This is a genomic window from Streptomyces galbus (assembly GCF_005280195.1).
In the GTDB taxonomy this organism is placed as follows: domain Bacteria; phylum Actinomycetota; class Actinomycetes; order Streptomycetales; family Streptomycetaceae; genus Streptomyces; species Streptomyces galbus.
Genome location: NZ_SZPR01000008.1, coordinates 377,120 through 403,055, shown reverse-complemented (window position 1 = coordinate 403,055; position 25,936 = coordinate 377,120). Strand labels below are relative to the sequence as shown.

Here is a 25,936-nt window from a genome sequence, read left to right as displayed (position 1 = left end):
TGGAGCTCATGAGTGGGTGGCCGCATCTCAGCACGGATCACCGGGCCGGGCCAAGGGGGCGGGTGAAGGATTTCACAAAGTCGTGGGACTCCGCGGTGGCGGGAAGGCGCGGGCGGCGTCAGCTCATCCGCAGCGCCAGGAAGAAGTCCAGCTTGTCCTCGAGGCGCGAGAGGTCACGGCCCGTCAACTGCTCGATTCGCCCGACCCGGTAGCGCAGCGTGTTGACGTGCAGGTGGAGACGGGTGGCGCAGCGGGTCCAGGAGCCGTCGCAGTCGAGGAACGCCTCCAGCGTGGGGATCAGCTCGGCGCGGTGGCGGCGGTCGTAGTCGCGCAGCGGGTCGAGCAGGCGGGCGGTGAAGGCGCGGCGCACGTCGTCGGGGACGAACGGCAGCAGCAGGACGTGCGAGGCCAGCTCCTGGTGGCCGGCGGCGCAGACCGGGCCGGGGCGGGCGGCCGCGACCCGGCGGGCGTGCCGGGCCTCCTCCAGCGCCCCGCGCAGTCCCTCGGCCGAGAGCACGGCCGCGCTCACGCCGAGGGTGACCCGGCCGTCGCCGTCGAGCCCGGCCGCCAGCGGGTCGCGGACGGCGGCCAGCAGGGCGTCGGCCTGGACGCCGGTCTCCGAGCCGTCGTGCTCGCCGGCCACCGCGGGCAGCGGCACCAGGGCGACGGCCTCCTCGCCGGTGTGGGCGACGGCGATGCGGTCGGCGGGCTCCGCGCCGGGCGAGGAGGCGGGGCCACCGGCGCCGGTGGCACCCGTGGCGTCGGCGAGGACCTCCTCCAGCAGCGCCTGCGCCGCCGTGCCGCCGTCGAGGCCGGCGCCGTCCCACTCGACGCGCGCGACCACCACCTGCCAGTGCGGGGCGGCGCCGAGGCCGGGCAGCAGCACCGGGGCGGCGACCCGCAGGCGGGCCGCGATCTCGGCCGGTGCGGCGCCCGTCTGCACCAGCTCCAGGACCTCCTGGGCCAGCCGGCGGCGCACCGTGCGGGCCGCGTCCCGGCGGTCGCGCTCGACGGCGATGAGCTGGGCGACGCCGTGCAGCAGGTCCAGGCGCTCCTCGGGCCAGTCCCCGGCATCCGCCTCCACGGCCAGCAGCCAGTCCGACAGGACCGTCTCGCGCACGTCCCGCGCGGCCTGCGGGCCGCGGCCGCCGGCGCGCACCGGGAACAGCGAGTAGGTCTGCGCGCCGAGCGTCACCCGGGACGGGGCGCGCCGGCCCGCGCGCACCGCGGCCAGGTGCTCGGCCGCGAGCGCCGCGCCCAGGTCGGCCGGCAGCGTCGCGCCCGCCGCCTTGGGGCCGGCGATGAGCCGCCCGGTGGGGGAGAGCACCCAGGCGCGCAGGTCCAGGTCGGAGCCGAGCAGGTCCAGGACCACGTCGGGGCCGCCGCCCGCGGGGCCGGAGGTCATCATGCGCCGGTGCCGGTCGACGACCGCCGCCAGGTCCCCGGCGCGCTCGCCGCTCACCTGGCGCACGACGTGCTCGGTGATCGTGGCGAAGGCCACCGACTCGTGCACCGCGAACAGCGGCAGGCGGTGCTTGACGCAGGCGGCGACCAGGTCGTCGGGCACGTCGCCCAGCTCGGCCTCGCCGGCCGCCAGCGCGGCCACCCCGGCGTGCGCCAGGATCCGTACGAACGGCTCGGAGTCGGCGGCGTCGCGCCGCCAGGCCAGACCGGTGAGGACCAGTTCGCCGCCGGAGAGGTAGCGGCTGGGGTCGCGCAGGTCGGTGGTCATCACCCCGCGCACGGTGCGGTCCAGCTCGTCCTCGCCGCCGAGCAGCCGCAGCCCGAGCGCGTCGGTGTCCAGCAGTGCGCGCAGCCGCATTCTCGTCGCCGCCGTTCTCTGTCTCGAAATCTACGATGGGTGCTGTGGGGTCGTGAGGGGTGCCGTCGGACGGGACCCGTCGCGGGGGCGCCGGTCGCCCGCCCGGGCGGTCGTGGTCCGCGTTCGGTGCGGGCCGGGGTGTTTCCCGCGTTTCCGCAGGAGAACCAGGAGGTTTCTGATGACCTCCGTTCATATGAATCTACAAGATGGCTGACGTGGCCAGCCAACTCCTTCATGGTTTCGGTGACTGACCCCGTCGGAGCACACCGCTGTGTACTGAGCCCACTCCGCGTGAACACCACATGAACGAGCCGGGCCCGCCGCACCGATTCTGGCTCGATCCGTACGCCCCACGAGACGAAGAAGAGAGCCGGTCATGGACTTCCTTCGCCCCGCCAGCTGGGAGGAGGCGCTCGCCGCCAAGGCCGAGCACCCCGCCGCTGTGCCGATTGCGGGTGGCACCGACGTGATGGTCGAGATCAACTTCGACCACCGCCGGCCCGAGTACCTGCTCGACCTCACCCGCGTCGGCGATCTCTACGAGTGGGAGGTCGGCGAGGACAGCGTGCGGCTCGGTGCCTCCGTCCCCTACACGAGGATCATGGAGAACCTGCGCGCCGAACTGCCCGGCCTCGCCCTCGCCTCGCACACGGTCGCCTCCCCGCAGATCCGCAACCGCGGCGGCGTCGGCGGCAACCTCGGCACCGCCTCCCCGGCCGGCGACGCCCACCCCGCCCTCCTCGCGGCCGGCGCCGAGGTCGAGGTGGAGTCCGCGGCCCGCGGCACCCGGCTCATCCCGATCGACGCCTTCTACACCGGCGTCAAGCGCAACGCGCTCCAGCCCGACGAGCTGATCCGCGCCGTGCACGTGAGGAAGGCGGACGGGCCCCAGCAGTTCTCCAAGGTCGGCACCCGCAACGCCATGGTCATCGCGGTGTGCGCGTTCGGTCTGGCGCTGCACCCGGACACCCGGACGGTGCGCACCGGCATCGGCTCGGCGGCGCCCACGCCCGTGCGGGCCACGACCGCCGAGGAGTTCCTGAACGCGGCGCTGGAGGAGGGCGGCTTCTGGGACAACGGGAAGATCATCACCCCGTCCGTCGCCAAGCAGTTCGCCGACCTGTGCTCCGCCGCCTGCAACCCGATCGACGACGTCCGGGGCACCGCGAGCTACCGCCGGCACGCGGTGGGCGTGCTGGCCCGCCGGACGCTGACCTGGACCTGGGAGTCGTACCGCGGCACCCACCGCGCCACCGAGGGAGCTGCGTGATGCGCGTCAATCTCACCGTCAACGGACGGCCGCAGGAGGCGGACGACGTATGGGAGGGCGAGTCCCTGCTGTACGTGCTGCGCGAGCGGCTCGGCCTGCCGGGCTCCAAGAACGCCTGCGAGCAGGGCGAGTGCGGCTCCTGCACGGTCCGCCTGGACGGCGTGCCGGTGTGTTCCTGCCTGGTCGCGGCCGGCCAGGCCGAGGGCCGGGACGTGGTGACCGTCGAGGGGCTCGCGGACTTCGCCCGGCAGCGGGACGGGGGCGGCTGCGCCTCCGGCGCCTGCGGCGGCACCGGCCTGGACGAGGCGAAGGCGTGGCGGGCCCGGGGCACCGACTCCCAGACCGGCGAGGGCACCGAACTCTCGCCGATCCAGCAGGCGTTCATCGACGCGGGCGCCGTGCAGTGCGGCTTCTGCACCCCCGGCCTGCTGGTCGCCGCCGACGAGATGCTGGAGCGCAACCCCACCCCGAGCGACGCGGACATCCGCGAGGCGCTGTCGGGCAACCTGTGCCGCTGCACCGGCTACGAGAAGATCATGGACGCGGTCCGGCTCGCGGCCGCCCGGCAGGGAGAGGCGGTCTGACATGTCTGCTCCGACCACTCCCAACGGCACCCCCACCAAGATCACCCAGGGCGCGCAGACCCGGGGCGGCATCGGCGAGTCCACGCTCCGCCCGGACGGCACCCTCAAGGTCACCGGCGAGTTCGCGTACTCCTCCGACCTGTGGCACGAGGACATGCTGTGGGGCCAGATCCTGCGCTCCACCGTCGCCCACGCCGAGATCGTCTCGATCGACACCTCCGAGGCCCTCGCGCTGCCCGGCGTGTACGCCGTGCTGACGTACGACGACCTGCCCACCGAGGTGAAGCACTACGGCCTGGAGATCCAGGACACCCCGGTCCTCGCGCACGGCAAGGTCCGCCACCACGGCGAGCCCGTCGCGATCGTCGCCGCCGACCACCCGGAGACGGCCCGCCGCGCCGCCGCCAAGATCAAGGTCGACTACCGCGAGCTGCCGGTCATCACCGACGAGGCCTCCGCGACCGCCCCGGACGCGATCCTCGTCCACGAGAACCGCGACGACCACCACATCGGCCACGTCCCCCACCCCAACATCGTCCACCGCCAGCCGATCGTCCGCGGCGACGTGGTGGCCGCCCGCGCGCGGGCCGACGTGGTCGTGACCGGCGAGTACTACTTCGGCATGCAGGACCAGGCGTTCCTCGGCCCCGAGTCCGGTCTCGCGGTCCCCGAGGAGGACGGCGGCGTCCACCTCTACATCGCCACCCAGTGGCTCCACTCCGACCTGCGCCAGATCGCGCCCGTCCTCGGCCTGCCCGAGGACAAGGTGCGCATGACGCTGGCCGGCGTCGGCGGCGCGTTCGGCGGGCGCGAGGACCTGTCGATGCAGATCCACGCCTGCCTTCTCGCCCTGCGCACCGGCAAGCCCGTCAAGATCGTCTACAACCGCTTCGAGTCCTTCTTCGGGCACGTCCACCGCCACCCCGCCCGCCTGTACTACGAGCACGGCGCCACCCGCGACGGCAAGCTGACCCACGTCAAGTGCCGCATCGTGCTGGACGGCGGCGCGTACGCCTCCGCCTCCCCGGCGGTCGTCGGCAACGCCTCCTCGCTCGGCGTCGGCCCCTACCGGGTCGACGACGTGGAGATCGAGGCCATCGCCCTCTACACCAACAACCCGCCGTGCGGCGCCATGCGCGGCTTCGGCGCGGTCCAGGCGTGCTTCGCCTACGAGGCGCAGATGGACAAGGTGGCCAAGGAACTCGGCCTGGACCCGGTGGAGTTCCGGCAGCGCAACGCCATGGAACAGGGCACGCTGATGCCCACCGGCCAGCCCGTCGACTCACCCGCCCCGGTCGCCGAACTCCTGCGCCGCGTCAAGGCGATGCCGATGCCGCCGGAGCGCCAGTGGGAGTCCAGCGAGGGCGCCGACGTACGGCAGCTGCCCGGCGGCCTGTCCAACACCACTCACGGCGAGGGCGTCGTCCGCGGTGTCGGCTACGCGGTCGGCATCAAGAACGTCGGCTTCTCCGAGGGCTTCGACGACTACTCCACCGCCAAGGTGCGCATGGAGGTCGTCGGCGGCGAGCCGGTGGCCACCGTGCACACCGCGATGGCCGAGGTCGGCCAGGGCGGCGTCACCGTCCACGCCCAGATCGCCCGCACCGAGCTGGGTGTCGCCCAGGTGACGATCCACCCCGCCAACACCGAGGTGGGCAGCGCCGGTTCGACGTCCGCGTCCCGGCAGACCTACGTCACCGGCGGCGCCGTGAAGAACTCCTGCGAGCTGGTGCGCGAGCAGGTCCTTGAGCTGGGACGGCGCCGGTTCGGCGCCGCCCACCCGGCCTGGGCGACGGCGGAGCTGCTGCTGGAGGGCGGCAAGGTCGTCACCGACGGCGGGGAGGTGCTCGCCGACCTGGTGGACGTCCTCGGCGACGAGGCCGTGGAGGTCGAGGCGGAGTGGCGGCACCGGCCGACCGAGCCCTTCGACCTGCGCACCGGCCAGGGCAACGGCCACGTGCAGTACTCCTTCGCCGCGCACCGCGCCGTCGTCGAGGTCGACACCGAGCTCGGCCTGGTCAAGGTCGTCGAACTGGCCTGCGCCCAGGACGTCGGCAAGGCGCTCAACCCCCTGTCGGTGGTCGGCCAGATCCAGGGCGGCACCACGCAGGGCCTGGGCGTGGCGGTCATGGAGGAGATCGTCGTCGACCCGAAGACCGCGAAGGTCCGGAACCCCTCCTTCACGGACTACCTGATCCCCACCATCCTCGACACGCCGACCATCCCGGTCGACATGCTCGAACTCGCCGACGACCACGCGCCGTACGGGCTGCGCGGCATCGGTGAGGCCCCCACCCTCTCCTCGACCCCGGCCGTCCTCGCGGCGATCCGCAATGCGACGGGCCGGGAACTGAACCGCACGCCGGTCCGGCCGGAACACCTCACCGGCACCGCGTGACAGACCCTCCGGGCGGCGCCGGCGCCAGTCACCGCGCCGCCCGGAGCAGAGATCGTTCGTCTCGGGCCGTCCCCCGGGTCGTGCGGCCGATGCACCTTCCCAAATCCCGTATCCGCAGCCGCGCAAGACGGGTGCCCCTATGAACCTTGGGAGTAGGCCCACATGACCCAGCAGTCACTGGAGCCGAGGACCGCAGCCGACGACGCGGGCGACGGCTCCCGCGTCCCGGCCGGCAGATCCTGGCTCGACCGGTACTTCCACATATCCCGGCGCGGTTCGAGCGTCGCGCGCGAAGTGCGCGGTGGCGTCACCACCTTCATGGCGATGGCGTACATCCTGCTGCTCAACCCCCTGATCCTGTCCGGCAAGGACGTGGCCGGGGACACCCTGGGCCGGCAGGCCCTGATCACCGCGACCGCGTTCGCCGCGGCCGCCACCACGCTGTTGATGGGCTTCGTCGGCAAGGTGCCGCTCGCCCTCGCGGCCGGCCTGTCCGTGTCCGGGGTGCTCTCCTCGCAGGTCGCCCCGCAGATGACCTGGCCGCAGGCGATGGGCATGTGCGTGGTCTACGGCGTGGTCATCATGCTGCTGGTCGTCACCGGCCTGCGCGAGATGATCATGAACGCGATCCCGCTCGCCCTCAAGCACGGCATCACCATGGGCATCGGCCTGTTCATCGCCCTGATCGGCTTCTACAAGGCCGGCTTCGTGCACCAGGGCAAGGCCACCCCCGTCACCCTCGGCCCGGTGGGCGAACTCGCCGGCTGGCCCGTGCTGCTGTTCGCCGGCACCCTGCTGCTGATCTTCATGCTCCAGGCCCGCAACGTCCCCGGCGCCATCCTCATCGGCATCGTCACCGGCACGGTCGTCGCCGCCCTCCTCAACGCCGGCGGGGTCGTCGCCTCCGGCGCCTGGGCCAACGGCGCGCCCGAACTGCACGGCAGCGCCGTGTCGATGCCCGACTTCTCGCTCTTCGGCCACGTCGACTTCGGCGGCTGGGGCCAGGTCGGCGCGATGACCGTCGGCATGATCGTGTTCACCCTGGTGCTCGCCGGGTTCTTCGACGCGATGGCGACCATCATCGGCGTCGGCACCGAGGCGCAGCTCGCCGACGACAAGGGGCGGATGCCGGGCCTGTCCAAGGCGCTGTTCATCGACGGCGCGGGCGGCGCGATCGGCGGCGTGGCCGGCGGCTCGGGCCAGACCGTGTTCATCGAGTCGGCGACCGGCGTCGGCGAGGGCGCCCGCACGGGCCTCGCCTCGGTGGTGACGGGCCTGTTCTTCGCCGCGTGCCTGTTCTTCACCCCGCTGACGGCGATCGTCCCCCAGGAGGTCGCGTCCGCCGCGCTGGTGGTCATCGGCTCGATGATGCTGATGAACGCGCGGCACGTCGACTGGGCCGACCGCGCCACCGCGGTCCCGGTGTTCCTGACCGTGGTGATCATGCCGTTCACGTACTCCATCACCGCGGGCGTCGCCGCCGGCGTGATCTCGTACGTCGCCATCAAGACCGCCCAGGGCCGGGCGCGGGAGATCGGGGCCTTCATGTGGGGCCTGACGGCGATCTTCCTCGTCTACTTCGCCCTGCACCCGATCGAGAGCTGGCTGGGCGTCCACTGACGGCCCGCCGGAGCCCCGTCCACCGCAACCCGTTGAGGAGACCGAGCATGCTGGACATCGCCGAGGAACTGCACCGGTGGGTCGAGCAGGGGCGAGAGTTCGCCGTGGCCACCGTCGTGGCCGTGGGCGGCAGCGCGCCCCGCCAGCCGGGCGCCGCCCTCGCGGTGGACGCCGACGGCACGGCGGTCGGCTCGGTCTCCGGCGGGTGCGTGGAGGGGGCGGTGTACGAGCTGTGCCGGCAGGCGCTGGAGGACGGCCGGACCGTCCTGGAGCGCTTCGGCTACAGCGACGACGACGCCTTCGCCGTCGGCCTGACCTGCGGCGGCGTCATCGACGTGCTCGTCACCCCGGTCCGGGCGGGCGACCCCGCCCGCCCGGTCGTCGCCGCCGCCCTCGCCGCCGCCACGGACGGCGGGGCGGCGGCCCTCGCGCGGATCGTCTCCGGACCGGACGAGCTGCGCGGACGCGCCATGCTGGTCCGCCCCGACGGCTCCCACGAGGGCGGCTTCGGCGCCCATCCCGAGCTGGACCGCACCGTCGCCGCGGAGGCCGGCGCCTTCCTGGACGCGGGGCGCACCGGAACCCTGGAGATCGGCGAGCGCGGCTCGCGCTGCGGCAGTCCGCTGACGGTCCTGGTGGAGTCCTCGGTGCCGCCGCCCCGGATGATCGTCTTCGGCGCGATCGACTTCGCGGCCGCCCTGGTGCGCGTCGGCCGGTTCCTCGGCTACCGGGTGACCGTGTGCGACGCCCGGCCGGTGTTCGCGACACCGGCCCGCTTCCCCGAGGCCGACGAGGTCGTCGTGGAGTGGCCGCACCGGTACCTGGAGCGCACCGAGGTCGACGGCCGCACGGTCCTGTGCGTCCTCACCCACGACGCCAAGTTCGACGTACCGCTGCTGGAACGCGCCCTGCGCCTGCCGGTCGCCTACGTCGGCGCGATGGGCTCGCGCCGCACCCACCTGGACCGCAACCGCCGGCTGCGCGAGGCCGGCGTCACCGACCTGGAACTGACCCGCCTGCGCTCCCCGATCGGCCTCGACCTCGGCGCCCGCACGCCGGAGGAGACGGCCCTGTCGATCGGCGCGGAGATCGTCGCGAACCGCCGCGGCGGCAGCGGGGTGTCACTCACCGGCGTCCACACCCCGATCCACCACGACCGGACCCCGCATCCCACGCGACGCATCGACTCGGTGGCCTGAAACCCACGCCGACGGCCCGCCGTCGGCCACCACCCCTCGCCCCTAAGGCGTCTCCAGCAGCCGGTCCGCCGCGCGGCCGAAGACCCAGCGGCCCGCGCTGCGCAGCACCGGGTCGAAGAAGGCGGGCAGGAGGCGGACGCCGATGTCCTCGGTCCACCGCACGCGGGTCCGCCCGCCGGGCCTCGGGCCCACCTCGATCTCCGCCCAGCCGAGGACCACCCGGCCCCGTTTCTCCAGACGGCACACGCCCGGGGTGTCGCCCGCCGGGGGCCGCCACACGGTGACCTCCATGCGGTCGTCGACGCGCAGCGGGCCGAGCACCGTACGGGCCACGAAGACGGTGCCCTGCCCGGTGGGCGGGGGAGTCTCCACCACGACCCGGGTCAGCGGGACCACGTCGCCGTGCCTCGACCACAGCGTGAGGCGGCGCCACACCTCCTCGGGCGGGAGGGGGGCCGTGCGTTCGAGACGGAAGAGGGCCACGGGACGATCGTAGGGAACGCGACGGGACCCGGCCCGTCGTCCGTGCCCGACCCCCGTGTGGCCGCGTGGCGCGGTGGCCGGCTCAGCGGTACACCTTCCCCGGCTGCGCCGCCCCCGGCGCCAGCAACTGGGGCACCGTGACGAAGACGAAGCCCCGCTCCTTGAGGGCGTCGATGATGCCTGGCACGGCCGGCACCGTCCCGTCGTACAGGTCGTGCAGCAGGATGATCCCGTCCCGGTCGGCCCCGGCCAGCACCCGGCGCCGGATGAGCGCGGGGTCGGAGGTCCGGTAGTCCTTGGCGGTCACCGTCCACAGCACCTCCGCCAGCCCGAGCTCGCGGCAGACGGCGTGCACGGTGTCGTTCGTGCGGCCCTGCGGCGGGCGCATCAGGGTGGGGCGCCGGCCGGTCAGGCGCTCTATGGCCGCGTTGGTGCGCTCCAGCTCCGCGCGTATCTCATCGGGCCGGATGCGGGTGAGGATGCGGTGGTCCCAGGTGTGGCTGGCCACCTCGTGCCCCTCGGCCGCCATCCGGCGCACCAGGCCGGGGTACTTCTCGATGTGCCGCGCGCCCAGCAGGAAGAAGGTCGCCGGGACCTCCTTGTCCCGCAGGACGTCCAGCAGGCGGGCGGAGTGCTCGCTCGGCCCCGCGTCGAAGGTCAGCGCTATGCACGTGACCCGTCGGCAGTCCACGCTCCCGAACCGCGGCTGGGCGGTGGGGCCCGGGGCGCCCTGGGCGCGGGCGCTGCTGGGACGGGTCGTCGCGGCCCCGCCGCACCCGCTCAGCGCCGACGCCAGACACAGGGCCAGTAACCCCCCGAGCAACGCGTTCCCCGTCTTTTTCGTCCTCTTGGTCAGAGAAGGCATGCCGGGACTATACACAGCGTGTATACACACCGTGTGCGGTCGACAGTCATGTCCGGATTCGAGGCATGTGTCCCTTTCTCCTGGTTACTCGCGTCGTCACCCCGTGTAGGCGAGAGCAAGGAGGGCCCCATGAGCGCACGCACCTGGCGCCGGGCACTGGTGACCGGCGGGGCCGGATTCGTGGGATCGCACCTGTGCGGACGGCTGCTCGACGACGGCGTCGACGTCGTCTGCCTCGACAACCTGTCCACCGGCTCCCGGGCCAACGTGGTCGCGCTGGAGCAGCGCCGGGGCTTCGCCTTCGCGCACGGCGACGCCACCGACCCCGCTGCCTGGCGCACCCTGCCCGGCCGCTTCGACCTGGTGCTGCACTTCGCGTGCCCCGCCTCGCCGGTCGACTACCTGCGCCTGCCGCTGGAGACGCTCGACGTCGGCAGCACCGGCACGCGGTACGCCCTGGAGCGGGCCCACGCCGACGGCGCCCGCTTCCTGCTCGCCTCCACCTCCGAGGTGTACGGCGACCCGCTCGAACACCCTCAGCAGGAGGGCTACTGGGGCAACGTCAATCCCGTCGGCCCGCGCAGCGTCTACGACGAGTCCAAGCGGTTCGCCGAGGCCCTGGTCACCGCGCACCGCCGGGTGCGCGGCACCGACACCGCCATCGTGCGGATCTTCAACACCTACGGGCCCCGCATGCGCACCGGCGACGGCCGCGCCGTGCCCGCGTTCGTCGCCCAGGCCCTCGACGGCGCCCCGCTCACCGTCGCCGGCGACGGCAGCCAGACCCGCTCCCTGTGCTACGTCGACGACACCGTCGACGGCGTCCTCGCGCTGGCCGCGTCCGGCGAGACCGGCCCCGTCAACATCGGCGGCGGCGAGGAGATCACCATGCTCGAGCTGGCCCGCCGGATCATCGAGCTGACCGGCTCCGCCTCCCGGATCCGCTTCGTCGAACGCCCCGTCGACGACCCCGGCCGGCGCCGCCCCGACACGCGGCTGGCCCGCGAGCGCCTCGGCTGGGCGCCCCGGGTCGACTGGAGCGAGGGCCTCGAGCGCACCATCGGCTGGTTCACCCACGCCCAGGCCGCCTGAGCGGGTCCGTCCCGCGGGCGGTCGGCGCAGGCCCGTGAACGCAACCGCACCCCGGCCGGCGGGCGGCGCCCGTCGGCCGTCGCGCAGGGTCACGGTCGACTACCGAGAGTAATAACCTGGTCCCTTCCCGCGGAAGTTGCCTCCAAGTGTTTGAGACAGCTCTCTTCAGGCACTCGCAAGGTGCAAAAGCCGCATTCCCGACACAACGCTGCACGGGACGGAGTCACCCCCATGCGCATCCTCGGCATCAACGCACTCTTCCACGACCCGGCCGCCGCCCTCGTCGTCGACGGACAGGTGGTCGCCGCCGCGGAGGAGGAGCGCTTCAGCCGGCGCAAGCACGGCAAGCGGCCGGTGCCGTTCTCCGCCTGGGAGCTGCCCGAGCTGTCCGCCCGCTGGTGCCTGGAGCACGCCGGGGTCCGCCCGGCCGAGCTGGACGCCGTGGCCTACTCCTTCGACCCCCGGCTGGCCCGCCCGGCCGCCGACATGGGCCTGTTCGACCCGTGGGACGCGCTGCGCCTGGAGTACGCCCGGCGCGCCCCCGAGTTCCTCGCGGAGGCCCTGCCCGGACTGGACCCCGACCGGGTCGTGCACGTCCCGCACCACGTGGCGCACGCCGCCTCCGCCGGACCGGCCTCGCCCTACCCCGACAGCGCCGTCCTCGTCCTCGACGGACGCGGCGAGTGCGCGAGCCACCTCGCGGGCCGTTACCGCGACGGCAAGCTCGACACCCTCGCCACCCAGGCGCTGCCCCACTCGCTCGGCCTGGTCTACGAGGACCTCACCGCCCACCTGGGCTTCCTGCGCAGCAGCGACGAGTACAAGGTGATGGCCCTCGCCTCCTACGGCACCCCCCGCTTCCTGCCGGAGCTGCGCACCCACGTCCACGCCACGGGCGACGGCGGGTTCCGCGCCCACGGCGTCGACTGGGCCGCCCTCGCCCCGGAGCGCGCGCCCGGCGAGCCCTGGACCCGCGACCACGCCGACCTCGCCGCCAGCACCCAGGCCGTGCTGGAGGAGACCCTGCTCGACCTCGTGCACTGGCTGTACCGCACCGCGGGCGGCGACGCCCTCGCCCTGGCCGGCGGGGTCGCCCTGAACTGCGTCGCCAACTCCAAGATCGCTGCCCGCGGCCCCTACGGGCACGTGTGGGTGCAGCCCGCCGCCGGGGACGCCGGCACCGCGCTCGGCGGCGCCCTGCACCTCGCCGAGGACCCGCGGCCCATGCCGGGCGCCGACCTCGGCCGCGGCTGGAGCGAGGAGGAGCTGCGCGCCTGGCTCGACTCCGCGGCCGTCCCCTACGAGCGGCCCGACGACATCGCCGAGACCGTCGCCGAGGAACTGGCCCGGGACGGGATCGTGGCCTGGTTCCAGGGCCGCAGCGAGTACGGGCCGCGTGCCCTCGGCCACCGCTCGCTGATGGCCCACCCGGGGCGGGCCGAGAACCTCGAACGGCTCAACTCCGTCAAGGGCCGCGAGGAGTTCCGCCCCGTCGCCCCGATGGTCCTCGCCGACCGGGCGCACGAGCTGTTCGCCGGGCCGCTGCCCAGCCCGTACATGCTGTTCGTGCACGACGTGGCGCCCCGGTGGCGCGACCGCATCCCCGCCGTGGTGCACGTCGACGGCACGGCCCGCATCCAGACCGTCGCCGAACGCCAGGAGCCGCTGGTGGCGCGGATGCTGGCCGCCTTCGAGCGCCGCACCGGACTGCCCGTCGTCGTCAACACCAGCCTCAACACGGCCGGCCGGCCCATGGTCGACGACCCGCGCGACGCCCTGGAGTGCTTCGGCTCCGCGCCGGTCGACCTGCTGGCCATCGGCCCGTTCGCGGTGCGGCGCGGCCGCATGTACGACGGCCGTGAGGCACCCCGGCCCGCCCGGGCGGCGCACCAGCACCCCGCGCCGGTCGAACGGCCGGGGGAGCACTCCGCGCCCGAGGGCGAGGCGGCCGTATGAGCAGCCCCGCCTACACCGTCGTCGTCCCCACCCTCGTGCGGGACACCCTCGCCGACTGCCTGGCCGCGCTCGTCGCCGCCCACGGCCCGCGGCCCGAGGCGATCGTCCTCGTCGACGACCGCCCGGCCCCCGACCCGGCGGCGCTGGAGCGCGCGCTGGCCGTCCTCGGCGAACTCACCGACCGCACCACGGTCCTGCCCGGCGGCGCCCGCGGACCGGCCGCCGCCCGCAACACCGGGCTGCGCGCCGTCACCACCCCGTGGGTCGCCTTCCTCGACGACGACGTCCAGGTGGGCCCGCACTGGTGCGACCAGCTCGCCCAGGACCTCACCGACGCCGGGCCCGACACCGCCGCCGTGCAGGGCGTGCTCGCCGTGCCGCTGCCCGGGGAGCGCCGCCCCACCGACTGGGAGCGCACCACCGCCGGTCTCGTCCGCGCCCGCTGGATCACCGCCGACATGGCCTACCGCACCGACGCCCTCAAGCAGGTCGGCGGCTTCGACGAACGCTTCCCCCGCGCCTTCCGCGAGGACGCCGACGTCGCGCTGCGCGTCCTGGACGCCGGCTGGCGCGTCCAGCGGGGCCGGCGCACCACCCGCCACCCGGTCCGGCCCGCCGACCGCTGGGTCTCCCTGCGCAACCAGCGCGGCAACGCCGACGACGCGCTGATGCGCGCCCTGCACGGCCCCGACTGGTGGGAGAAGGCGGCCGCCCCCCGCGGCCGCATCCGCACCCACCTCGCGGTCACCGCGGCCGGGCTCGCCGCCTGCGCGCTGGCCGCGGCCGGCCGGCCCCGCGCCGCCGCCCTCGCCGGGCTCGGCTGGGCGCTGGGCACCGCCGAGTTCGCCTGGGCCCGCATCGCGCCCGGACCGCGCACCCGGCACGAGGTGACCACCATGCTCGCCACCAGCGTCCTCATCCCGCCCGCCGCGAGCTGGCACCGGATCAGCGGCGCGTGGCGGCACCGCGCCGCCCTGCCCTGGCGGGAGGTGGCCAAGTGAACCGTCCCGCACCCCACGACCGCCGCATCCGGCTGGTCCTGTTCGACCGCGACGGCACCCTCGTCGAGGACGTCCCCTACAACGGCGACCCCGACCTGGTCCGCCCCGTCCCGCACGCCCGCGAGGCCCTGGCCCTGCTGCGCGCCCGGGGCATCGGCACCGGCGTCGTCACCAACCAGTCGGGCGTGGCCCGCGGACTGCTGAGCATGGCCGACGTACGGCGTGTCAACGAGCGCGTCGACGCACTCGTGGGCCCGTTCGACGTGTGGGCCGTCTGCCCGCACGGCCCGGACGACGGGTGCCACTGCCGCAAGCCGCAGCCCGGCATGGTCCTGCAGGCGGCCGCGCGGCTGGGCGTGCCGCCCGAGGAGACCGCCGTCGTCGGCGACATCGGCGCCGACGTCGAGGCCGCCCGCCGGGCCGGCGCCCTGGGTGTCCTGGTGCCCACCCCGGTGACCCTCCCCGAGGAGACGGCCGCCGCCGAGCACGTCGCCCCGGACCTGCTCACCGCCGTACGCGCCCTGCTGCCGCCCGAGCCGCCGCGCGGGCACCTCCTCGCCGACGAACGGCCCCCGGCCGCCGCGTCCGCATCCGACCGGAGGCCGCTATGAGAGCCCTGGTCACCCGGCTCGACAGCTTCGGCGACGTCCTGCTCGCCGGGCCCGCGATCCGCGCCGTCGCCGCCCGCGCCGACCACGTCACCCTGCTGTGCGGCCCCCTCGGCGCGCCCGCCGCCCGCCTGCTGCCCGGCGTCGACGAGGTGCTGGTCTGGGAGGCGCCGTGGGCCGGCCTCGCGCCGCCGCCCGTGCGCCGCGCGGACGTCGAGGGGCTGATCGCCTCCGTCCGCGCCGACACCGCGCTGGTCCTGACCTCCTTCCACCAGTCCCCGCTGCCCACCGCGCTGCTGCTGCGGCTGGCCGGCGTCGCCCGGATCGCCGCCGACAGCGAGGACTACCCCGGCTCCCTCCTCGACGTCCGCCACCACCGCGCCCCGCACGCCCACGAGGTGGACGCCGCCCTCGACCTCGCCGAGGCCGCCGGCTTCCCCCGGCCCGCCGACACCCGGCTGCGCATCCTGCCCCCGCCGGACACCACCGCCCTCACCGGCGCCGGCCCCTACGTCGTCGTGCACCCCGGCGCGAGCGTCCCCGCCCGCGCCTGGAGCCCCGCGCGCTGCGCCCAGGCCGTCCGCGCGCTCGCCGACGCCGGACACCGCGTGGTGGTGACCGGCGGCCCCGGCGAACGCGAGCTGACCCGCCGCGTCGCCGGCGCCGACGGCGTCGACCTGGGCGGGCGCACCGGCGCCCCCGAGCTGGCCGGCGTCCTCGCCCGCGCCGACGCCGTCGTCACCGGCAACACCGGCCCCGCCCACCTCGCGGCCGCCGTCGGCACACCCGTGGTGTCGCTGTTCGCCCCCGTCGTACCGGCCGAGCGCTGGCGGCCCTACGGCGTCCCCTGCGTGCTGCTCGGCGACCAGCACGCCCCCTGCGCCGACAGCCGCGCCCGGCAGTGCCCCGTCCCCGGGCACCCGTGCCTGGAGTCCGTGACCGCCCACGACGTCCGACTGGCCGTGGAGAAGGTGAGGCAGGCGTGAGGATCCTGATCTGGCACGTGCACGGCTCCTGGACGACGTCGTTCGTCCAGGGACCGCACACCTACCTCGTCCCCGTCACCCCCGACCGCGGACCCGACGGCCTCGGCCGCGCCCGCACCTGGGACTGGCCGGACAGCGTCGTCGAGGTCCCCCCGGAACGCCTGCGCGACACCGAGGTCGACCTCGTGGTCCTCCAGCGCCCGCACGAACTCGCCCTGGTCGACCGGTGGCTGGGGCGCCGCCCGCCGCTCGTGTACGTCGAGCACAACGCCCCGCACGGCGACGTGCCGGACACCCGGCACCCGGTCGCCGACCTGCCCGGCGTCACCCTCGTGCACGTCACCCACTTCAACCGGCTGATGTGGGACAACGGCCGCGCCGAGACCGAGGTCGTCGAGCACGGGATCATCGACCCCGGGCACCGCTGGACCGGCGAGGTCGCGCACGGCGCCGTCGTCGTCAACGACCCGGTGCGCCGCGGCCGCACCACCGGCACCGACCTGCTGCCGGTGTTCGCCGGCGTCGTACCGCTGGACGTCTTCGGCATGCGCGCCGATCAGCTCGACGTGCCCGGCACCACCACGCACGACCTGCCCCAGCACGCCCTGCACGCGGAGATGGCCCGCCGCCGGGTCTACATCCACCCGGTCCGCTGGACCTCCCTGGGCCTGTCCCTGCTGGAGGCGATGTTCCTGGGCATGCCGGTGGTCGCGCTCGCCACCACCGAGGTGACCGAGGCGGTGCCCGAGGGCGCCGGGGTGGTCTCCAACCGCCTCGACGTCCTGACCGACGCCGTACGGGACTTCGTCGCCGACCCGCTGCACGCCCGCCTGATCGGCGAGGGTGCCCGGGCCGCGGCGCTCGCCCGCTACGGGCTGACCCGCTTCCTGAACGACTGGGAGCGGCTGCTGAAGGAGGTGACCCGATGAGGATCGCCATGGTGTCCGAGCACGCGAGCCCGCTGGCCGCGCTCGGTGGCGTCGACGCCGGCGGCCAGAACGTGTACGTCGCGCGGCTGAGCGAGGAACTCGCCCGCCGCGGCCACGACGTCACGGTCTACACCCGCCGCGACTGCACCGACCTGCCCGACCGGGTGCCGCTGCCCGGCGGCGGTGTCGTCGAGCACGTCCAGGCCGGCCCGCCCGAACCGGTGCCCAAGGACGAACTCCTGCCGTACATGCCCGGCTTCGGCGCCCGGCTGGCCGCCGCCTGGCGGCACGAGCGGCCCGACCTGGTGCACGCCCACTTCTGGATGTCCGGCATGGCCGCCCGGACCGGCGCCCGCCCGCACGGCGTGCCGGTCGTGCAGACCTTCCACGCCCTCGGCACGGTCAAGCGCCGCCACCAGGGCCGCCGGGACACCAGCCCCGGCGAACGCATCGGCATCGAGCGCCAGCTCGGCCGCGGCTGCGCCCGGGTCCTGGCCACCTGCACCGACGAGGTGTACGAACTCGCCGACATGGGCGTCCCGCCGCAGCACGTGTCCGTCGTGCCGTGCGGCGTGGACGCCGAGCACTTCCGGCCGGGCCTGCCCGGCACCGGGGTGCCCGCACGGCGCGAACGCCACCGGCTGCTGGCCTGCGGCCGCCTCGTGCGCCGCAAGGGCTACGACCGTGCCATCCGCGCCCTGACCCGGATACCCGACGCCGAACTCCTCGTCGCCGGCGGCCCGCCCGCCGGCCTGCTGGAGGCCGACGACGAGGCGGAGCGCCTGCTGCGGTTCGCCGAGGAGAGCGGCGTCGCCGACCGGGTGCGGCTGCTCGGCGCGGTCGACCCGGCCCGGATGCCCGCCCTCATGGGCAGCTCCGACCTGGTGCTGTGCACCCCCGACTACGAGCCGTTCGGCATCGTCCCGCTGGAGGCCATGGCCTGCGCGGTGCCCGTCGTCGCCACCGACGTCGGCGGCCACCGCGACTCCGTCGCCGACGGCACCACCGGCCGGCTCGTGCCCACCGGCGACCCCTCGGCGCTCGCCGCGACGGTGCGCGAACTCCTCGCCGACGAACGGCTGCGCCGCCGCTACGGCGCCGCGGGCCGCGACCGGGTGATGGCCCGCTACACCTGGCAGCGCGTCGCCGACGGCGTCGAACAGGTCTACCGGCAGGTCGTGGTCGGCCACACCCTGTCCTCGGAGTCCACGGAGGTGGCGTGATGAGCGTCCAGGAGACCACGGCCGTCGCCCACTGCGACCGGCTCGCCCAGGCCATCCGCGCGTTCCGCGGCTCCGCGCACCGCACGGAGCACTGGGGCGAACGGCTCGCCGAGGTCCTCGGCGGCGGCGGCCGGCTGCTCGCCGCGGGCAACGGCGGCAGCGCCGCCCAGGCCCAGCACCTGACCGCGGAGATCGTCGGCCGCTACCGCGACGACCGGCCGCCCTTCTCCGCGATCGCCCTGCACGCGGACACCTCCGCCACCACCGCCATCGCCAACGACTACGGCGTCGACGAGGTGTTCGCCCGGCAGGTCCGCGCCCACGGCCGCCCCGGTGACGTGCTGATGCTGCTGTCCACCTCCGGCGCCAGCGCCAACCTGCTGTCCGCCGCCGCCGCGGGCCGCGGCGCCGGACTGCGCGTGTGGGCGCTGACCGGGCCCGCGCCCAACCCGCTGCTCGCGGGCAGCGACGAGGCCCTGTGCGTGGCGGCCCCCGCCGCCGCGACCGTCCAGGAACTGCACCTGGTGGCCGTGCACATGATCTGCGCGGCCTTCGACGCGGCCCTGGAACGGCGCCACGGGTGACGCCCCCGCGCCCGCGCCGCGGCCCGCGGCGCGCCGACCGCACCCCGACCGGAGGTGACATGACCGTGAACGCCCCGCTGGTCGTCGTCGGAGACGCCCTGCTCGACCGTGACCTCACCGGCACCGCCGACCGCCTCGCCCCCGACGCGCCCGTCCCGGTCGTCGCCGACTGCGCCGAACACCTGCGGCCCGGCGGCGCCGCCCTCGCCGCCTGCCTCGCCGCGCGCGACGGCCGCCCGGTCACACTGATCACCGGCATCGGCGACGACGAGGCCAGCCGGGCCCTGCTGCGCCTCCTGGACGGGCGCGTCGAGGTGATCGCCCTGCCGCTGACCGGGCCGCTGTCGCAGAAGACCCGGGTGCTGGCCCGCGGCCGGCCCGTCGTCCGCCTCGACGCGGGCTCCGGCCGGGTCCGCCACGCCACCGCCGAGGCCCGCGAGGCCCTGCGCGGCGCCCGCGCCGTCCTGGTCTCCGACTACGGCCGCGGCGCCGCCGACGCCGTACGGGACGTGCTGACCGAGCACCCCCCGCTGGTCTGGGACCCCCACCCGCGCGGCGGGCCGCCCGTGCCCGGCACCCGGCTCGTCACCCCCGCCGAGAAGGAGGCCCGGGCCGCCGCCGACGGCGGCGAGAGCCTGCGCGACCTGGCCCGCGCGGCCGCCGACCTGGTACGGCGCTGGCGGGTCCCCGCCGTCACCGTCACCCTCGGCGCCCGCGGCGCGCTCCTGTCGTACGGCGAGAACCCGCTGCTCGTGCCCGCGCCCGCCGCGCACCACGGCGACCCCTGCGGCGCCGGCGACCGGTTCGCCGCCGCCGCGGCCGGGCTGCTCGCCGACGGCGCGCTCGTCGAGGAGGCCGTCGAGGGCGCCGTCCGCGCCGCGACCGAGTTCGTCGGCGCCGGAGGAGCGGGCGCCGCCCTGGACCCCGCCGACACGCCACCCCCCGTGGACGACCCGCGCGCCCTCATCGAGGCCGTCCGCGCCCGGCAGGGCACCGTCGTCGCCGCCGGCGGCTGCTTCGACCTGCTGCACGCCGGCCACGTGGGCCTCCTCCAGGCGGCCCGCCGGCTCGGCGACTGCCTCGTGGTGTGCGTCAACTCCGACGCCAGCGTGCGCCGCCGCAAGGGCGAGGGCCGCCCGGTCACCCCGCTCGCCGACCGGGTCCGGGTGCTGCGCGCCCTCGCCTGCGTCGACGCGGTGGCCGTCTTCGACGAGGACACCCCCGAACGGCTCCTGGCCGACCTGCGTCCCGACATCTGGGTCAAGGGCGGCGACTACGCCGGCGCCGAACTCCCGGAGGCGGCCCTGCTCCAGGAGTGGGGCGGCCAGGCCGTCCTGCTGCCCTACCTCGACGGCCGGTCCTCCACCGCCCTGATCGAGCGCGCCGCCGAGGGCCTCACCCGCACCGGGGCACCCGACGGCGCCCCCGGGCCCGCGGACCGCACCGTCTCCGGGACCGGCTCCTGGACCGCGGGGGGCGTGCGGTGACCGGACGCGTCCTGGTCCTGCGGGCCCTCGGCCTCGGCGACCTGCTCGCCGGGGTGCCCGCCCTGCGCGCCCTGCGCCGCGCCTTCCCCGGCCACGAACTGGTCCTCGCCGCGCCCGCCGAGCTCGCGCCGGTCGCCGGGGCCACCGGCGCCGTCGACCGGCTGCTGCCCGCCGGTGCCCCCGGCCGCGCCGTGCCCCGCCGCCTCGACTGGACCGGGCCCCCGCCCGACGTCGCCGTCGACCTGCACGGCAACGGCCCGCCCAGCCACCGCCTGCTGCAGGCCCTGCGCCCGCGGCGCCTGCTCGCCTTCGCGCACCCCGGGACCCCGGAGATCGAGGGCCCGCCCTGGTACGCCGAGGAACACGAACGCGCCCGCTGGTGCCGCCTGCTGGAGGCGTACGGCATCCCCGCCGACCCCACCGACCTGCGCCTGCCCCGCCCGCCCGGCCCCTCCCCGGCACCCGGCGCGGTCGTGCTCCACCCCGGCGCGGGCGCCCCCTCCCGGTGCTGGCCGCTCGACCGGTACGCGGCCGTCGCCGAGGCCCTGCGCGAGCGCGGCCTGCGCGTCGTCGTCACCGGGGGACCGGGCGAGGACGACCTGGTCGCCGGGCTGGCCAAACGGGCCGCCCTGCCCGACACCGACCTGTTCGGCGGCGGACTGCCCTTCCCGCGGCTGTCCGCGCTCGTCGCCGGCGCCCGGGCCGTGCTCAGCGGCGACACCGGCATCGCCCACCTCGCCGTCGCCCACGCCACCGCGTCGGTGACCCTGTTCGGACCCACCCCGCCCAGCCGCTGGGGCCCGCCGGACGACCCCCGCCACCAGGCCCTGTGGCACCCGGGCCCGGACGGCGACCCGCACGGCACCGAGCCCGACCCGGCCCTGCTGCGCATCCGGCCCGAAGACGTCCTGACCGCACTGGACCGCCTGCCATGACCCACTTCCGCACCGGCGTCGTCATCGCCACCCGCGACCGCGCCCCCCGCCTCGCCCGCACCCTCGACCACCTCCTCGCGCTGCCCGAGCGGCCCGAGATCCTGGTCGTCGACAACGCCTCCCGCGACGACACCCCGGCCCTCCTCGCCCGCCACCACCCCCGGGTGCGCACCCTGCGGCTGCCCGTCAACCGCGGCGCCCTCGCCCGCACCGAGGGCGTCCGCGCCCTCGACACCCCCTACGTCGCCTTCAGCGACGACGATTCCTGGTGGGCGCCCGGCGCCCTGGACCGCGCCGCCCGCCACCTGGACGCCCACCCGCGGCTGGGCCTGCTCTCCGCCCGCACCCTGGTCGGACCCGCCGCCGAGCCGGACCCGCTGAACGACGTCCTCGCCCGCTCCCCGCTGGGCCCCGCCGAGGACCTGCCCGGCGTGCAGGTCCTCGGCTTCCTCGCCTGCGCCTCCGTCGTGCGGCGCGACGCCTACCTCGACGCCGGCGGCTTCCACCCGGTGCTGTTCTTCGGCGGCGAGGAGACCCTGCTCGCCTACGACCTGGCCGCCCGCGGCTGGGGCGTCACCCACTGCCCGGACGTCGTCGCCCACCACCACCCGCCCCCCGCGCCCCCGGCGACGCGCGCGGGCCGCAGCGCGCTGTTCCGCCGCAACGCCCTGCTCACCGACTGGCTGCGCCGCCCCCTGCCGCACGCCCTGGCCCGCACCCGGGACCTGGCCGCCGAGGCCCGCCACGACCCGCAGGCCCGCAGCGCCCTGCGCCAGACGCTGGTCCGGCTGCCCGCCGCGCTGCGCGCCCGCCGCCCGCTGCCGCCGTACCTCGAAGAGGCCGCCCGCGCCCTGGACGGAGCCCCCCGATGACCGACCCGCGCCTGACCGTCGTCGTCATCACTCACAACCGGCGCCCCGAACTCCTGCGCACCCTCGACCGGCTCGCCGACCTCCCCGAGAGACCCCCGGTGATCGTCACCGACAACGGCTCCACCGACGGCACCGCCGAGGCCGTCGCCCGCCGCCACCCCCGGGTGACCCTGCTGCGCCCCGGCCGCAACCTCGGCGCGGTCGGCCGCAACCTGGCGGTCCGTCAGGTCCGCACGCCCTACGTGGTGTTCTGCGACGACGACACCTGGTGGGACCCCGGCTCACCGGCCGGCGCGGCCGACCTGCTGGACCGGCACCCCGCGCTCGCCTGCGTCACCGCCCGGATCGTCGTCGAGCCCGGCGGCACCGAGGACCCCATCGTCGAGGAACTGCGCACCTCCCCGCTGACCCGGCCGTCCTGGATGCCCGGCCCGGCCCTCGGCTCGTTCCTCGCGGGCGCCAGCGTGCTGCGCACCGACGCCTTCCGCGCCGCCGGGGGCTTCCACCCCCGGCTGTGGCTGGGCGGGGAGGAGGAGCTGCTGGCGGCCGACCTCGCGGCGAGCGGCTGGTGGCTCACCTACGCCGAGCACCTGACGGTCCACCACCAGGCGTCCACGGTGCGCGACCCCACGCTGCGCCGGGCGCACGGCATCCGCAACACCCTGTGGTTCACCTGGCTGCGCCGCCCGGTCCGGCCCGCCCTGCGCCGCACGCTGTTCCTGGCCCGCACCGTCCCGCGCGACACGGTCTCCCTGCGCGCCTTCGCCGAGGCCGCGGCCGCCCTGCCCTGGGTGCTCAGGGAACGACGCGTGCTGCCCGTCGAGGTGGAGGAGCGGTTCCGGCTGCTGGAGGACGTCCAGCGCCGGTCGACGGCGCGGCAGTACACGGGGTGACGGCGGCGGCGCGGAGGCCCGAGGGGCCCGTGCTGCGGGCGTCGGCTCAGCCGTGGGAGCGGGGGCCGCCCGGTGGCTCCGTCCACCGGCACAGCAGCCGGAACGCCGCGAACAGCGAGAACGGCCAGACGCCGGCGAACGCCCAGATCACCCCCGGTGCGCCGGTGACGATCCCGGCCACCATCAGGCCGACGGCGACGGCGAGCCAGACCGCCACGGTCCAGGCCCGCGGGGACCACGCGGCCACCCGGGCCAGCCGGGGATGTCGGCAATGGGTGCGCAGCCGCCGGTCGAGCCGGCGGTCGCGGCGCAGCACGCGCTCCATCTCGTCCAGGATGCGCTGTTCGTGATCGGGAAGCCGGCCGGTGGTCACTGGGCCCTCCTGATGCTCCGGGCGGGTGCGCACCCGGAGCGAGTGCCCCGTGGACCCGCGGGACTAACCGGTGCGGGCCGGCAGAAGAAGCGCCGCGAGCGCGTCCGCGCCGTCGCGTGCGGTGCCGTCGCGCAACGCGTCGCGGATCCGCGCGGCCGCCGCGGGCCCGTGGGTCAGGCACCAGTCCCACCACCGCCGCAGCTCCGCGGTGTCCAGGGCGTCGGCGGGCACCAGCGCGGGCCACCCGTGGGCACGGGCCTGCGCGGTGACCTTCGCGCCGCCCGCGACCGGGTCCACGGCCAGCGCGGGCACCCCCGAGCGCAGGGCGAGCACCAGCCCGTGCAGCCGGTCGGTGACCACCAGGTCCAGCCGGGCGAGCACCGCCTCCACCTGGGCGGCGGTCGCCGCGAGCCGCCAGTCGTGGGCGTCGAGCCGGGTCTCCAGCTCCAGGCGGGCGCAGTCGAGCCCGGCCAGCCAGCGCGTCACGTGCCCGGCCACGTGCCCGTGGCGCCGCCGGTCGCCGTACTCGTGCTGGCCGTGGGTGAGGACGACGCCGACCACGGGCACCGCGGACGGGGGACGCGGGGCCCGGGCGGCGAGGTCGAGGGAGGGCTCGGTGCCGGGGGCGTCCCGCGGCAGCACCCGGTGGAAGCCGCGCGCGGCGGGCCCGTCGGGGGCGAGGACGGAGGTCCCCACCGCGATGCGCACGCACCCCGCGAACCGCCGGTGCAGCGCCTCGACCTGGGGTCCGTGGACGGGCCCGCAGACGAACACCACGTGCGAGTAGTCCTGCGGCCGGGCGTCGTCCAGGTGGAGCGCGTCCGGCCGGAACCCGGGGCTCCAGGCGACGTCGTGCGCGACGCCGGCCCCGTCCAGCACCTCCCGCACCCGGTCCAGGGCCAGCACGTCCCCGGCGGTCGCCTCCCCGTGCAGGAAGCTGAACCACCCGGTCAGCAGGACGCGCCGTACCGACTCCATCGCGGGGCCGAGTGCCCCACCGGCCGCAGGCCATGCGGCGGCACCGGGGGCGGCGGGAGCGGCGGGGGCGGCTCAGTCCCGGGACGAGCGGCGCCGGCGCCGCTCGCGCCAGACCTCCACCAGCAGGGGCAGCAGGGAGAGCAGCACCACGAGCGCCACCAGCGGCAGCAGCCAGTCGTCGACCTGCGGCACCGACGCGCCGAGGGTGTACCCGGCCAGCACCAGGCTCTGCGACCACAGCAGCCCGCCCACGACCTGCCAGAACGTGAAGGGCCGCACGGGCACGCCGAGGGCGCCGGCCGCCGGGTGCAGCACGGTGCGCAGCAGCGGCACGAACCGGCCTATCACCAGGGCCTTGCCGTAGCCGTAGCGGGCCAGCAGCCGCTCCGCGCGGCCCGCGGCCTCCTCCAGGCGCCGTCCCGGGGAGCGGGCCAGCAGCGCCCGCCCGCCGTGCCGCCCGATCAGGAACCCCACCTGGCCGCCGGCGACCGCCCCGACGGCCGCGCACAGCAGCACCTGCCACAGCTCCAGCGGCGCCCGGCCGCCCGTGCCGCTCGCGCACAGCACCCCGGCCGGGAACAGCAGGGTGTCACCGGGCAGGAAGAAGCCGACCACGAGCAGCCCCGACTCGGCGAAGATCACCGCCAGCACCCCGAGCGCGCCGAAGGCGGCCAGTACCGAGGAGCTGTCCGTCGGGTTGACGGCGATCACCGCGCTCGCCTCCCGGCTGCCTCGTCGACTGGTCCCGCGCCGTGGCCCGTCCCGTGCCCGGCCCTCTCGCGCTCTGTGTCCAGCATCGCGTGCGGACGGCGGACCCGCCCGTCCCGGCACGCGGACCGGGTCCGGCGGACGGGGGCGGGGACGGACGGGGCGGGGAAGGACAGGGCGGGGACGGGGCGCCCGCGGGTCAGCCGTTCTTGCGGGCCACGCCCGCGTAGAAACCGATCAGCTCGGAGCCGGCGGGCGGCGGGGTGTCCGGGCGCCAGTAGGGGACCTGGGCCAGACCGGGCTCGACCAGCTCGAAACCGTCGAAGAGCCGCTCGACCCGGTCCCGGGTGCGCAGGTTCAGGCTGGCGGTGGCCCGCTGGTAGACGGCCTGGGCCTCGCTGCGGTCGGCGAAGTCGCCGGTGGCGTGCGACAGCACCAGGTAGCTGCCGGCCGGGAGCGCGTCGCGCAGGGTGGCGACGACCCGCTCCGGCTCGTCGGCGTCGGTGAGGAAGTGCACGATCGCGACGAGGAGCAGCGCCACGGGCCGGTCGAAGTCGATGATGTGGCGGACCTCCGGGTGCTCCACGATGCCCCGCGGGTCGCGCAGGTCGGCCAGCACCACCGAGTTCGTGCCGGAGGCGCTGAGCAGCGCGCCGGCGTGCGCGGCGACGATCGGGTCGTTGTCGACGTACGCCACCCTGACGTCAGGCGCCGCCGCCCGGGCGATCTCGTGGACGTTGGGCGAGGTGGGCAGCCCGGTGCCGATGTCGAGGATCTGCCGGACGCCCTTGCCGACGACGTACCGCACGGCGCGCTGGAGGAAGGCGCGGTTGGCCCGCAGCCCGGGCCGCACCTCGGGCGCGGCGGCCTCGAGCCGCTCGGCGGCCTCCTGGTCCACCTCGTAGTTGTCCTTGCCGCCCAGCAGGTAGTCGTAGATCCGGGCCGGATGCGGCCTGCTGGTGTCGATGTCCTCGGCGCGGAAGCCGTCCTGTGTCACCCTGCGCTCCTCTCGACGGCCGCCCCGTCCCGCTCCCGGACGGCCGAGCACAGCTTCCCACACCAACTGGCCT

24 protein-coding genes are annotated in these 25,936 nt (G+C 75.8%); 17 read left to right on the top strand and 7 right to left on the bottom strand.

From position 1 onward, the window contains the following. Positions 1–118: 118 nt before the first annotated feature. A complete protein-coding gene (locus tag E4U92_RS06240; protein WP_137299229.1) occupies positions 119–1,822 on the bottom strand; it encodes a PucR family transcriptional regulator in 1,704 nt (567 codons plus the stop codon). A 376-nt stretch (positions 1,823–2,198) separates the two neighbouring features. Here E4U92_RS06240 and E4U92_RS06230 point away from each other — a divergent pair, with 376 nt between their 5' ends. From E4U92_RS06230 to E4U92_RS06210, 5 genes are all read left to right on the top strand, one after another. Next, entirely contained in the window at positions 2,199–3,092 is an 894-nt protein-coding gene (locus E4U92_RS06230; protein WP_137299227.1) for an FAD binding domain-containing protein, read from the top strand. Continuing rightward, positions 3,092–3,676: a (2Fe-2S)-binding protein gene (locus E4U92_RS06225; protein WP_137299226.1), complete on the top strand. Its 585-nt coding sequence runs from the start codon at positions 3,092–3,094 to the stop codon at positions 3,674–3,676. The genes E4U92_RS06230 and E4U92_RS06225 overlap by 1 nt, the downstream gene beginning before the upstream one ends. Position 3,677: 1 nt before the next feature. Continuing rightward, complete coding sequence (locus E4U92_RS06220; protein ID WP_137299225.1) at positions 3,678–6,074, top strand: xanthine dehydrogenase family protein molybdopterin-binding subunit; 2,397 nt, start codon at positions 3,678–3,680, stop codon at positions 6,072–6,074. A gap of 162 nt (positions 6,075–6,236) precedes the next feature. After that, positions 6,237–7,694, top strand: coding sequence for an NCS2 family permease (locus E4U92_RS06215; RefSeq protein WP_137299224.1), 1,458 nt, complete (start codon positions 6,237–6,239; stop codon positions 7,692–7,694). A 47-nt stretch (positions 7,695–7,741) separates the two neighbouring features. Then, positions 7,742–8,893 carry an XdhC family protein gene (locus tag E4U92_RS06210; RefSeq protein WP_137299223.1) on the top strand — a complete coding sequence of 384 codons (1,152 nt, stop codon included), beginning with the start codon at positions 7,742–7,744 and terminating at the stop codon, positions 8,891–8,893. A 42-nt stretch (positions 8,894–8,935) separates the two neighbouring features. Here E4U92_RS06210 and E4U92_RS06205 read toward each other — a convergent pair whose 3' ends face one another. Continuing rightward, complete coding sequence (locus E4U92_RS06205; protein ID WP_137299222.1) at positions 8,936–9,376, bottom strand: SRPBCC family protein; 441 nt, start codon at positions 9,374–9,376, stop codon at positions 8,936–8,938. Positions 9,377–9,458: 82 nt separating this feature from the next. After that, positions 9,459–10,241 (bottom strand): polysaccharide deacetylase family protein, encoded by a 783-nt coding sequence (locus tag E4U92_RS06200; protein ID WP_137299221.1) that lies wholly within the window; start codon positions 10,239–10,241, stop codon positions 9,459–9,461. A 129-nt stretch (positions 10,242–10,370) separates the two neighbouring features. On the opposite strand from E4U92_RS06200, the gene E4U92_RS06195 reads away from it, so the two are divergent. The 12 genes from E4U92_RS06195 to E4U92_RS06140 all read left to right on the top strand — a co-directional run bounded on the left by E4U92_RS06195 (position 10,371) and on the right by E4U92_RS06140 (position 22,807). Continuing rightward, positions 10,371–11,333, top strand: a complete 963-nt coding sequence (locus tag E4U92_RS06195) for an NAD-dependent epimerase/dehydratase family protein (protein ID WP_168725043.1) — start codon at positions 10,371–10,373, stop codon at positions 11,331–11,333. 231 nt (positions 11,334–11,564) lie between these two features. Continuing rightward, positions 11,565–13,289, top strand: coding sequence for a carbamoyltransferase family protein (locus tag E4U92_RS06190; RefSeq protein ID WP_137299219.1), 1,725 nt, complete (start codon positions 11,565–11,567; stop codon positions 13,287–13,289). Continuing rightward, positions 13,286–14,290 carry a glycosyltransferase family 2 protein gene (locus E4U92_RS06185; protein WP_137299218.1) on the top strand — a complete coding sequence of 335 codons (1,005 nt, stop codon included), beginning with the start codon at positions 13,286–13,288 and terminating at the stop codon, positions 14,288–14,290. The genes E4U92_RS06190 and E4U92_RS06185 overlap by 4 nt, the downstream gene beginning before the upstream one ends. Continuing rightward, positions 14,287–14,901: a D-glycero-alpha-D-manno-heptose-1,7-bisphosphate 7-phosphatase gene (locus E4U92_RS06180; RefSeq protein WP_137299217.1), complete on the top strand. Its 615-nt coding sequence runs from the start codon at positions 14,287–14,289 to the stop codon at positions 14,899–14,901. Before E4U92_RS06185 ends, E4U92_RS06180 begins: the two co-directional genes overlap by 4 nt. Continuing rightward, positions 14,898–15,884, top strand: coding sequence for a glycosyltransferase family 9 protein (locus E4U92_RS06175; protein WP_137299216.1), 987 nt, complete (start codon positions 14,898–14,900; stop codon positions 15,882–15,884). Before E4U92_RS06180 ends, E4U92_RS06175 begins: the two co-directional genes overlap by 4 nt. Further along, positions 15,881–16,813 (top strand): glycosyltransferase, encoded by a 933-nt coding sequence (locus E4U92_RS06170; protein ID WP_137299215.1) that lies wholly within the window; start codon positions 15,881–15,883, stop codon positions 16,811–16,813. The genes E4U92_RS06175 and E4U92_RS06170 overlap by 4 nt, the downstream gene beginning before the upstream one ends. Then, positions 16,810–18,036 carry a glycosyltransferase gene (locus E4U92_RS06165; RefSeq protein ID WP_137299214.1) on the top strand — a complete coding sequence of 409 codons (1,227 nt, stop codon included), beginning with the start codon at positions 16,810–16,812 and terminating at the stop codon, positions 18,034–18,036. The genes E4U92_RS06170 and E4U92_RS06165 overlap by 4 nt, the downstream gene beginning before the upstream one ends. Then, complete coding sequence (locus E4U92_RS06160; protein WP_137299213.1) at positions 18,036–18,620, top strand: D-sedoheptulose-7-phosphate isomerase; 585 nt, start codon at positions 18,036–18,038, stop codon at positions 18,618–18,620. Before E4U92_RS06165 ends, E4U92_RS06160 begins: the two co-directional genes overlap by 1 nt. 59 nt (positions 18,621–18,679) lie before the next feature. After that, the gene (gene rfaE2, locus E4U92_RS06155; protein ID WP_137299212.1) at positions 18,680–20,107 is read left to right on the top strand and encodes a D-glycero-beta-D-manno-heptose 1-phosphate adenylyltransferase; all 1,428 of its coding nucleotides are present in this window, start codon (positions 18,680–18,682) and stop codon (positions 20,105–20,107) included. Next, positions 20,104–21,042, top strand: a complete 939-nt coding sequence (locus E4U92_RS06150; RefSeq protein ID WP_308433282.1) for a glycosyltransferase family 9 protein — start codon at positions 20,104–20,106, stop codon at positions 21,040–21,042. The genes rfaE2 and E4U92_RS06150 overlap by 4 nt, the downstream gene beginning before the upstream one ends. Further along, the gene (locus E4U92_RS06145) at positions 21,039–21,914 is read left to right on the top strand and encodes a glycosyltransferase family 2 protein (RefSeq protein WP_137299211.1); all 876 of its coding nucleotides are present in this window, start codon (positions 21,039–21,041) and stop codon (positions 21,912–21,914) included. The genes E4U92_RS06150 and E4U92_RS06145 overlap by 4 nt, the downstream gene beginning before the upstream one ends. Beyond that, complete coding sequence (locus tag E4U92_RS06140; protein ID WP_137299210.1) at positions 21,911–22,807, top strand: glycosyltransferase family 2 protein; 897 nt, start codon at positions 21,911–21,913, stop codon at positions 22,805–22,807. Before E4U92_RS06145 ends, E4U92_RS06140 begins: the two co-directional genes overlap by 4 nt. Before the next feature lie 46 nt (positions 22,808–22,853). On the opposite strand, the gene E4U92_RS06135 is transcribed toward E4U92_RS06140, so the two are convergent. From E4U92_RS06135 to E4U92_RS06120, 4 genes are all read right to left on the bottom strand, one after another. Continuing rightward, positions 22,854–23,180 carry a DUF3040 domain-containing protein gene (locus tag E4U92_RS06135; RefSeq protein ID WP_137299209.1) on the bottom strand — a complete coding sequence of 109 codons (327 nt, stop codon included), beginning with the start codon at positions 23,178–23,180 and terminating at the stop codon, positions 22,854–22,856. Between the two features lie 63 nt (positions 23,181–23,243). Continuing rightward, positions 23,244–24,158, bottom strand: a complete 915-nt coding sequence (locus E4U92_RS06130; protein ID WP_168725042.1) for a polysaccharide pyruvyl transferase family protein — start codon at positions 24,156–24,158, stop codon at positions 23,244–23,246. A gap of 72 nt (positions 24,159–24,230) precedes the next feature. Further along, positions 24,231–24,869, bottom strand: a complete 639-nt coding sequence (locus tag E4U92_RS06125; RefSeq protein WP_137299208.1) for a DedA family protein — start codon at positions 24,867–24,869, stop codon at positions 24,231–24,233. Positions 24,870–25,065: 196 nt separating this feature from the next. After that, positions 25,066–25,863 (bottom strand): SAM-dependent methyltransferase, encoded by a 798-nt coding sequence (locus E4U92_RS06120; RefSeq protein ID WP_137299207.1) that lies wholly within the window; start codon positions 25,861–25,863, stop codon positions 25,066–25,068. Between the last annotated feature and the right edge of the window lie 73 nt (positions 25,864–25,936).

What these genes read in the sequence shown, in the direction of transcription:
- E4U92_RS06240 (WP_137299229.1), bottom strand. Translation starts at nt 1,822, where the DNA reads ATGCGGCTGCGCGCACTGCTGGACACCGACGCGCTCGGGCTGCGGCTG.
- E4U92_RS06230 (WP_137299227.1), top strand. Translation starts at nt 2,199, where the DNA reads ATGGACTTCCTTCGCCCCGCCAGCTGGGAGGAGGCGCTCGCCGCCAAG.
- E4U92_RS06225 (WP_137299226.1), top strand. Translation starts at nt 3,092, where the DNA reads ATGCGCGTCAATCTCACCGTCAACGGACGGCCGCAGGAGGCGGACGAC.
- E4U92_RS06220 (WP_137299225.1), top strand. Translation starts at nt 3,678, where the DNA reads ATGTCTGCTCCGACCACTCCCAACGGCACCCCCACCAAGATCACCCAG.
- E4U92_RS06215 (WP_137299224.1), top strand. Translation starts at nt 6,237, where the DNA reads ATGACCCAGCAGTCACTGGAGCCGAGGACCGCAGCCGACGACGCGGGC.
- E4U92_RS06210 (WP_137299223.1), top strand. Translation starts at nt 7,742, where the DNA reads ATGCTGGACATCGCCGAGGAACTGCACCGGTGGGTCGAGCAGGGGCGA.
- E4U92_RS06200 (WP_137299221.1), bottom strand. Translation starts at nt 10,241, where the DNA reads ATGCCTTCTCTGACCAAGAGGACGAAAAAGACGGGGAACGCGTTGCTC.
- E4U92_RS06195 (WP_168725043.1), top strand. Translation starts at nt 10,371, where the DNA reads ATGAGCGCACGCACCTGGCGCCGGGCACTGGTGACCGGCGGGGCCGGA.
- E4U92_RS06190 (WP_137299219.1), top strand. Translation starts at nt 11,565, where the DNA reads ATGCGCATCCTCGGCATCAACGCACTCTTCCACGACCCGGCCGCCGCC.
- E4U92_RS06185 (WP_137299218.1), top strand. Translation starts at nt 13,286, where the DNA reads ATGAGCAGCCCCGCCTACACCGTCGTCGTCCCCACCCTCGTGCGGGAC.
- E4U92_RS06175 (WP_137299216.1), top strand. Translation starts at nt 14,898, where the DNA reads ATGAGAGCCCTGGTCACCCGGCTCGACAGCTTCGGCGACGTCCTGCTC.
- E4U92_RS06165 (WP_137299214.1), top strand. Translation starts at nt 16,810, where the DNA reads ATGAGGATCGCCATGGTGTCCGAGCACGCGAGCCCGCTGGCCGCGCTC.
- E4U92_RS06160 (WP_137299213.1), top strand. Translation starts at nt 18,036, where the DNA reads ATGAGCGTCCAGGAGACCACGGCCGTCGCCCACTGCGACCGGCTCGCC.
- rfaE2 (WP_137299212.1), top strand. Translation starts at nt 18,680, where the DNA reads ATGACCGTGAACGCCCCGCTGGTCGTCGTCGGAGACGCCCTGCTCGAC.
- E4U92_RS06145 (WP_137299211.1), top strand. Translation starts at nt 21,039, where the DNA reads ATGACCCACTTCCGCACCGGCGTCGTCATCGCCACCCGCGACCGCGCC.
- E4U92_RS06140 (WP_137299210.1), top strand. Translation starts at nt 21,911, where the DNA reads ATGACCGACCCGCGCCTGACCGTCGTCGTCATCACTCACAACCGGCGC.
- E4U92_RS06130 (WP_168725042.1), bottom strand. Translation starts at nt 24,158, where the DNA reads ATGGAGTCGGTACGGCGCGTCCTGCTGACCGGGTGGTTCAGCTTCCTG.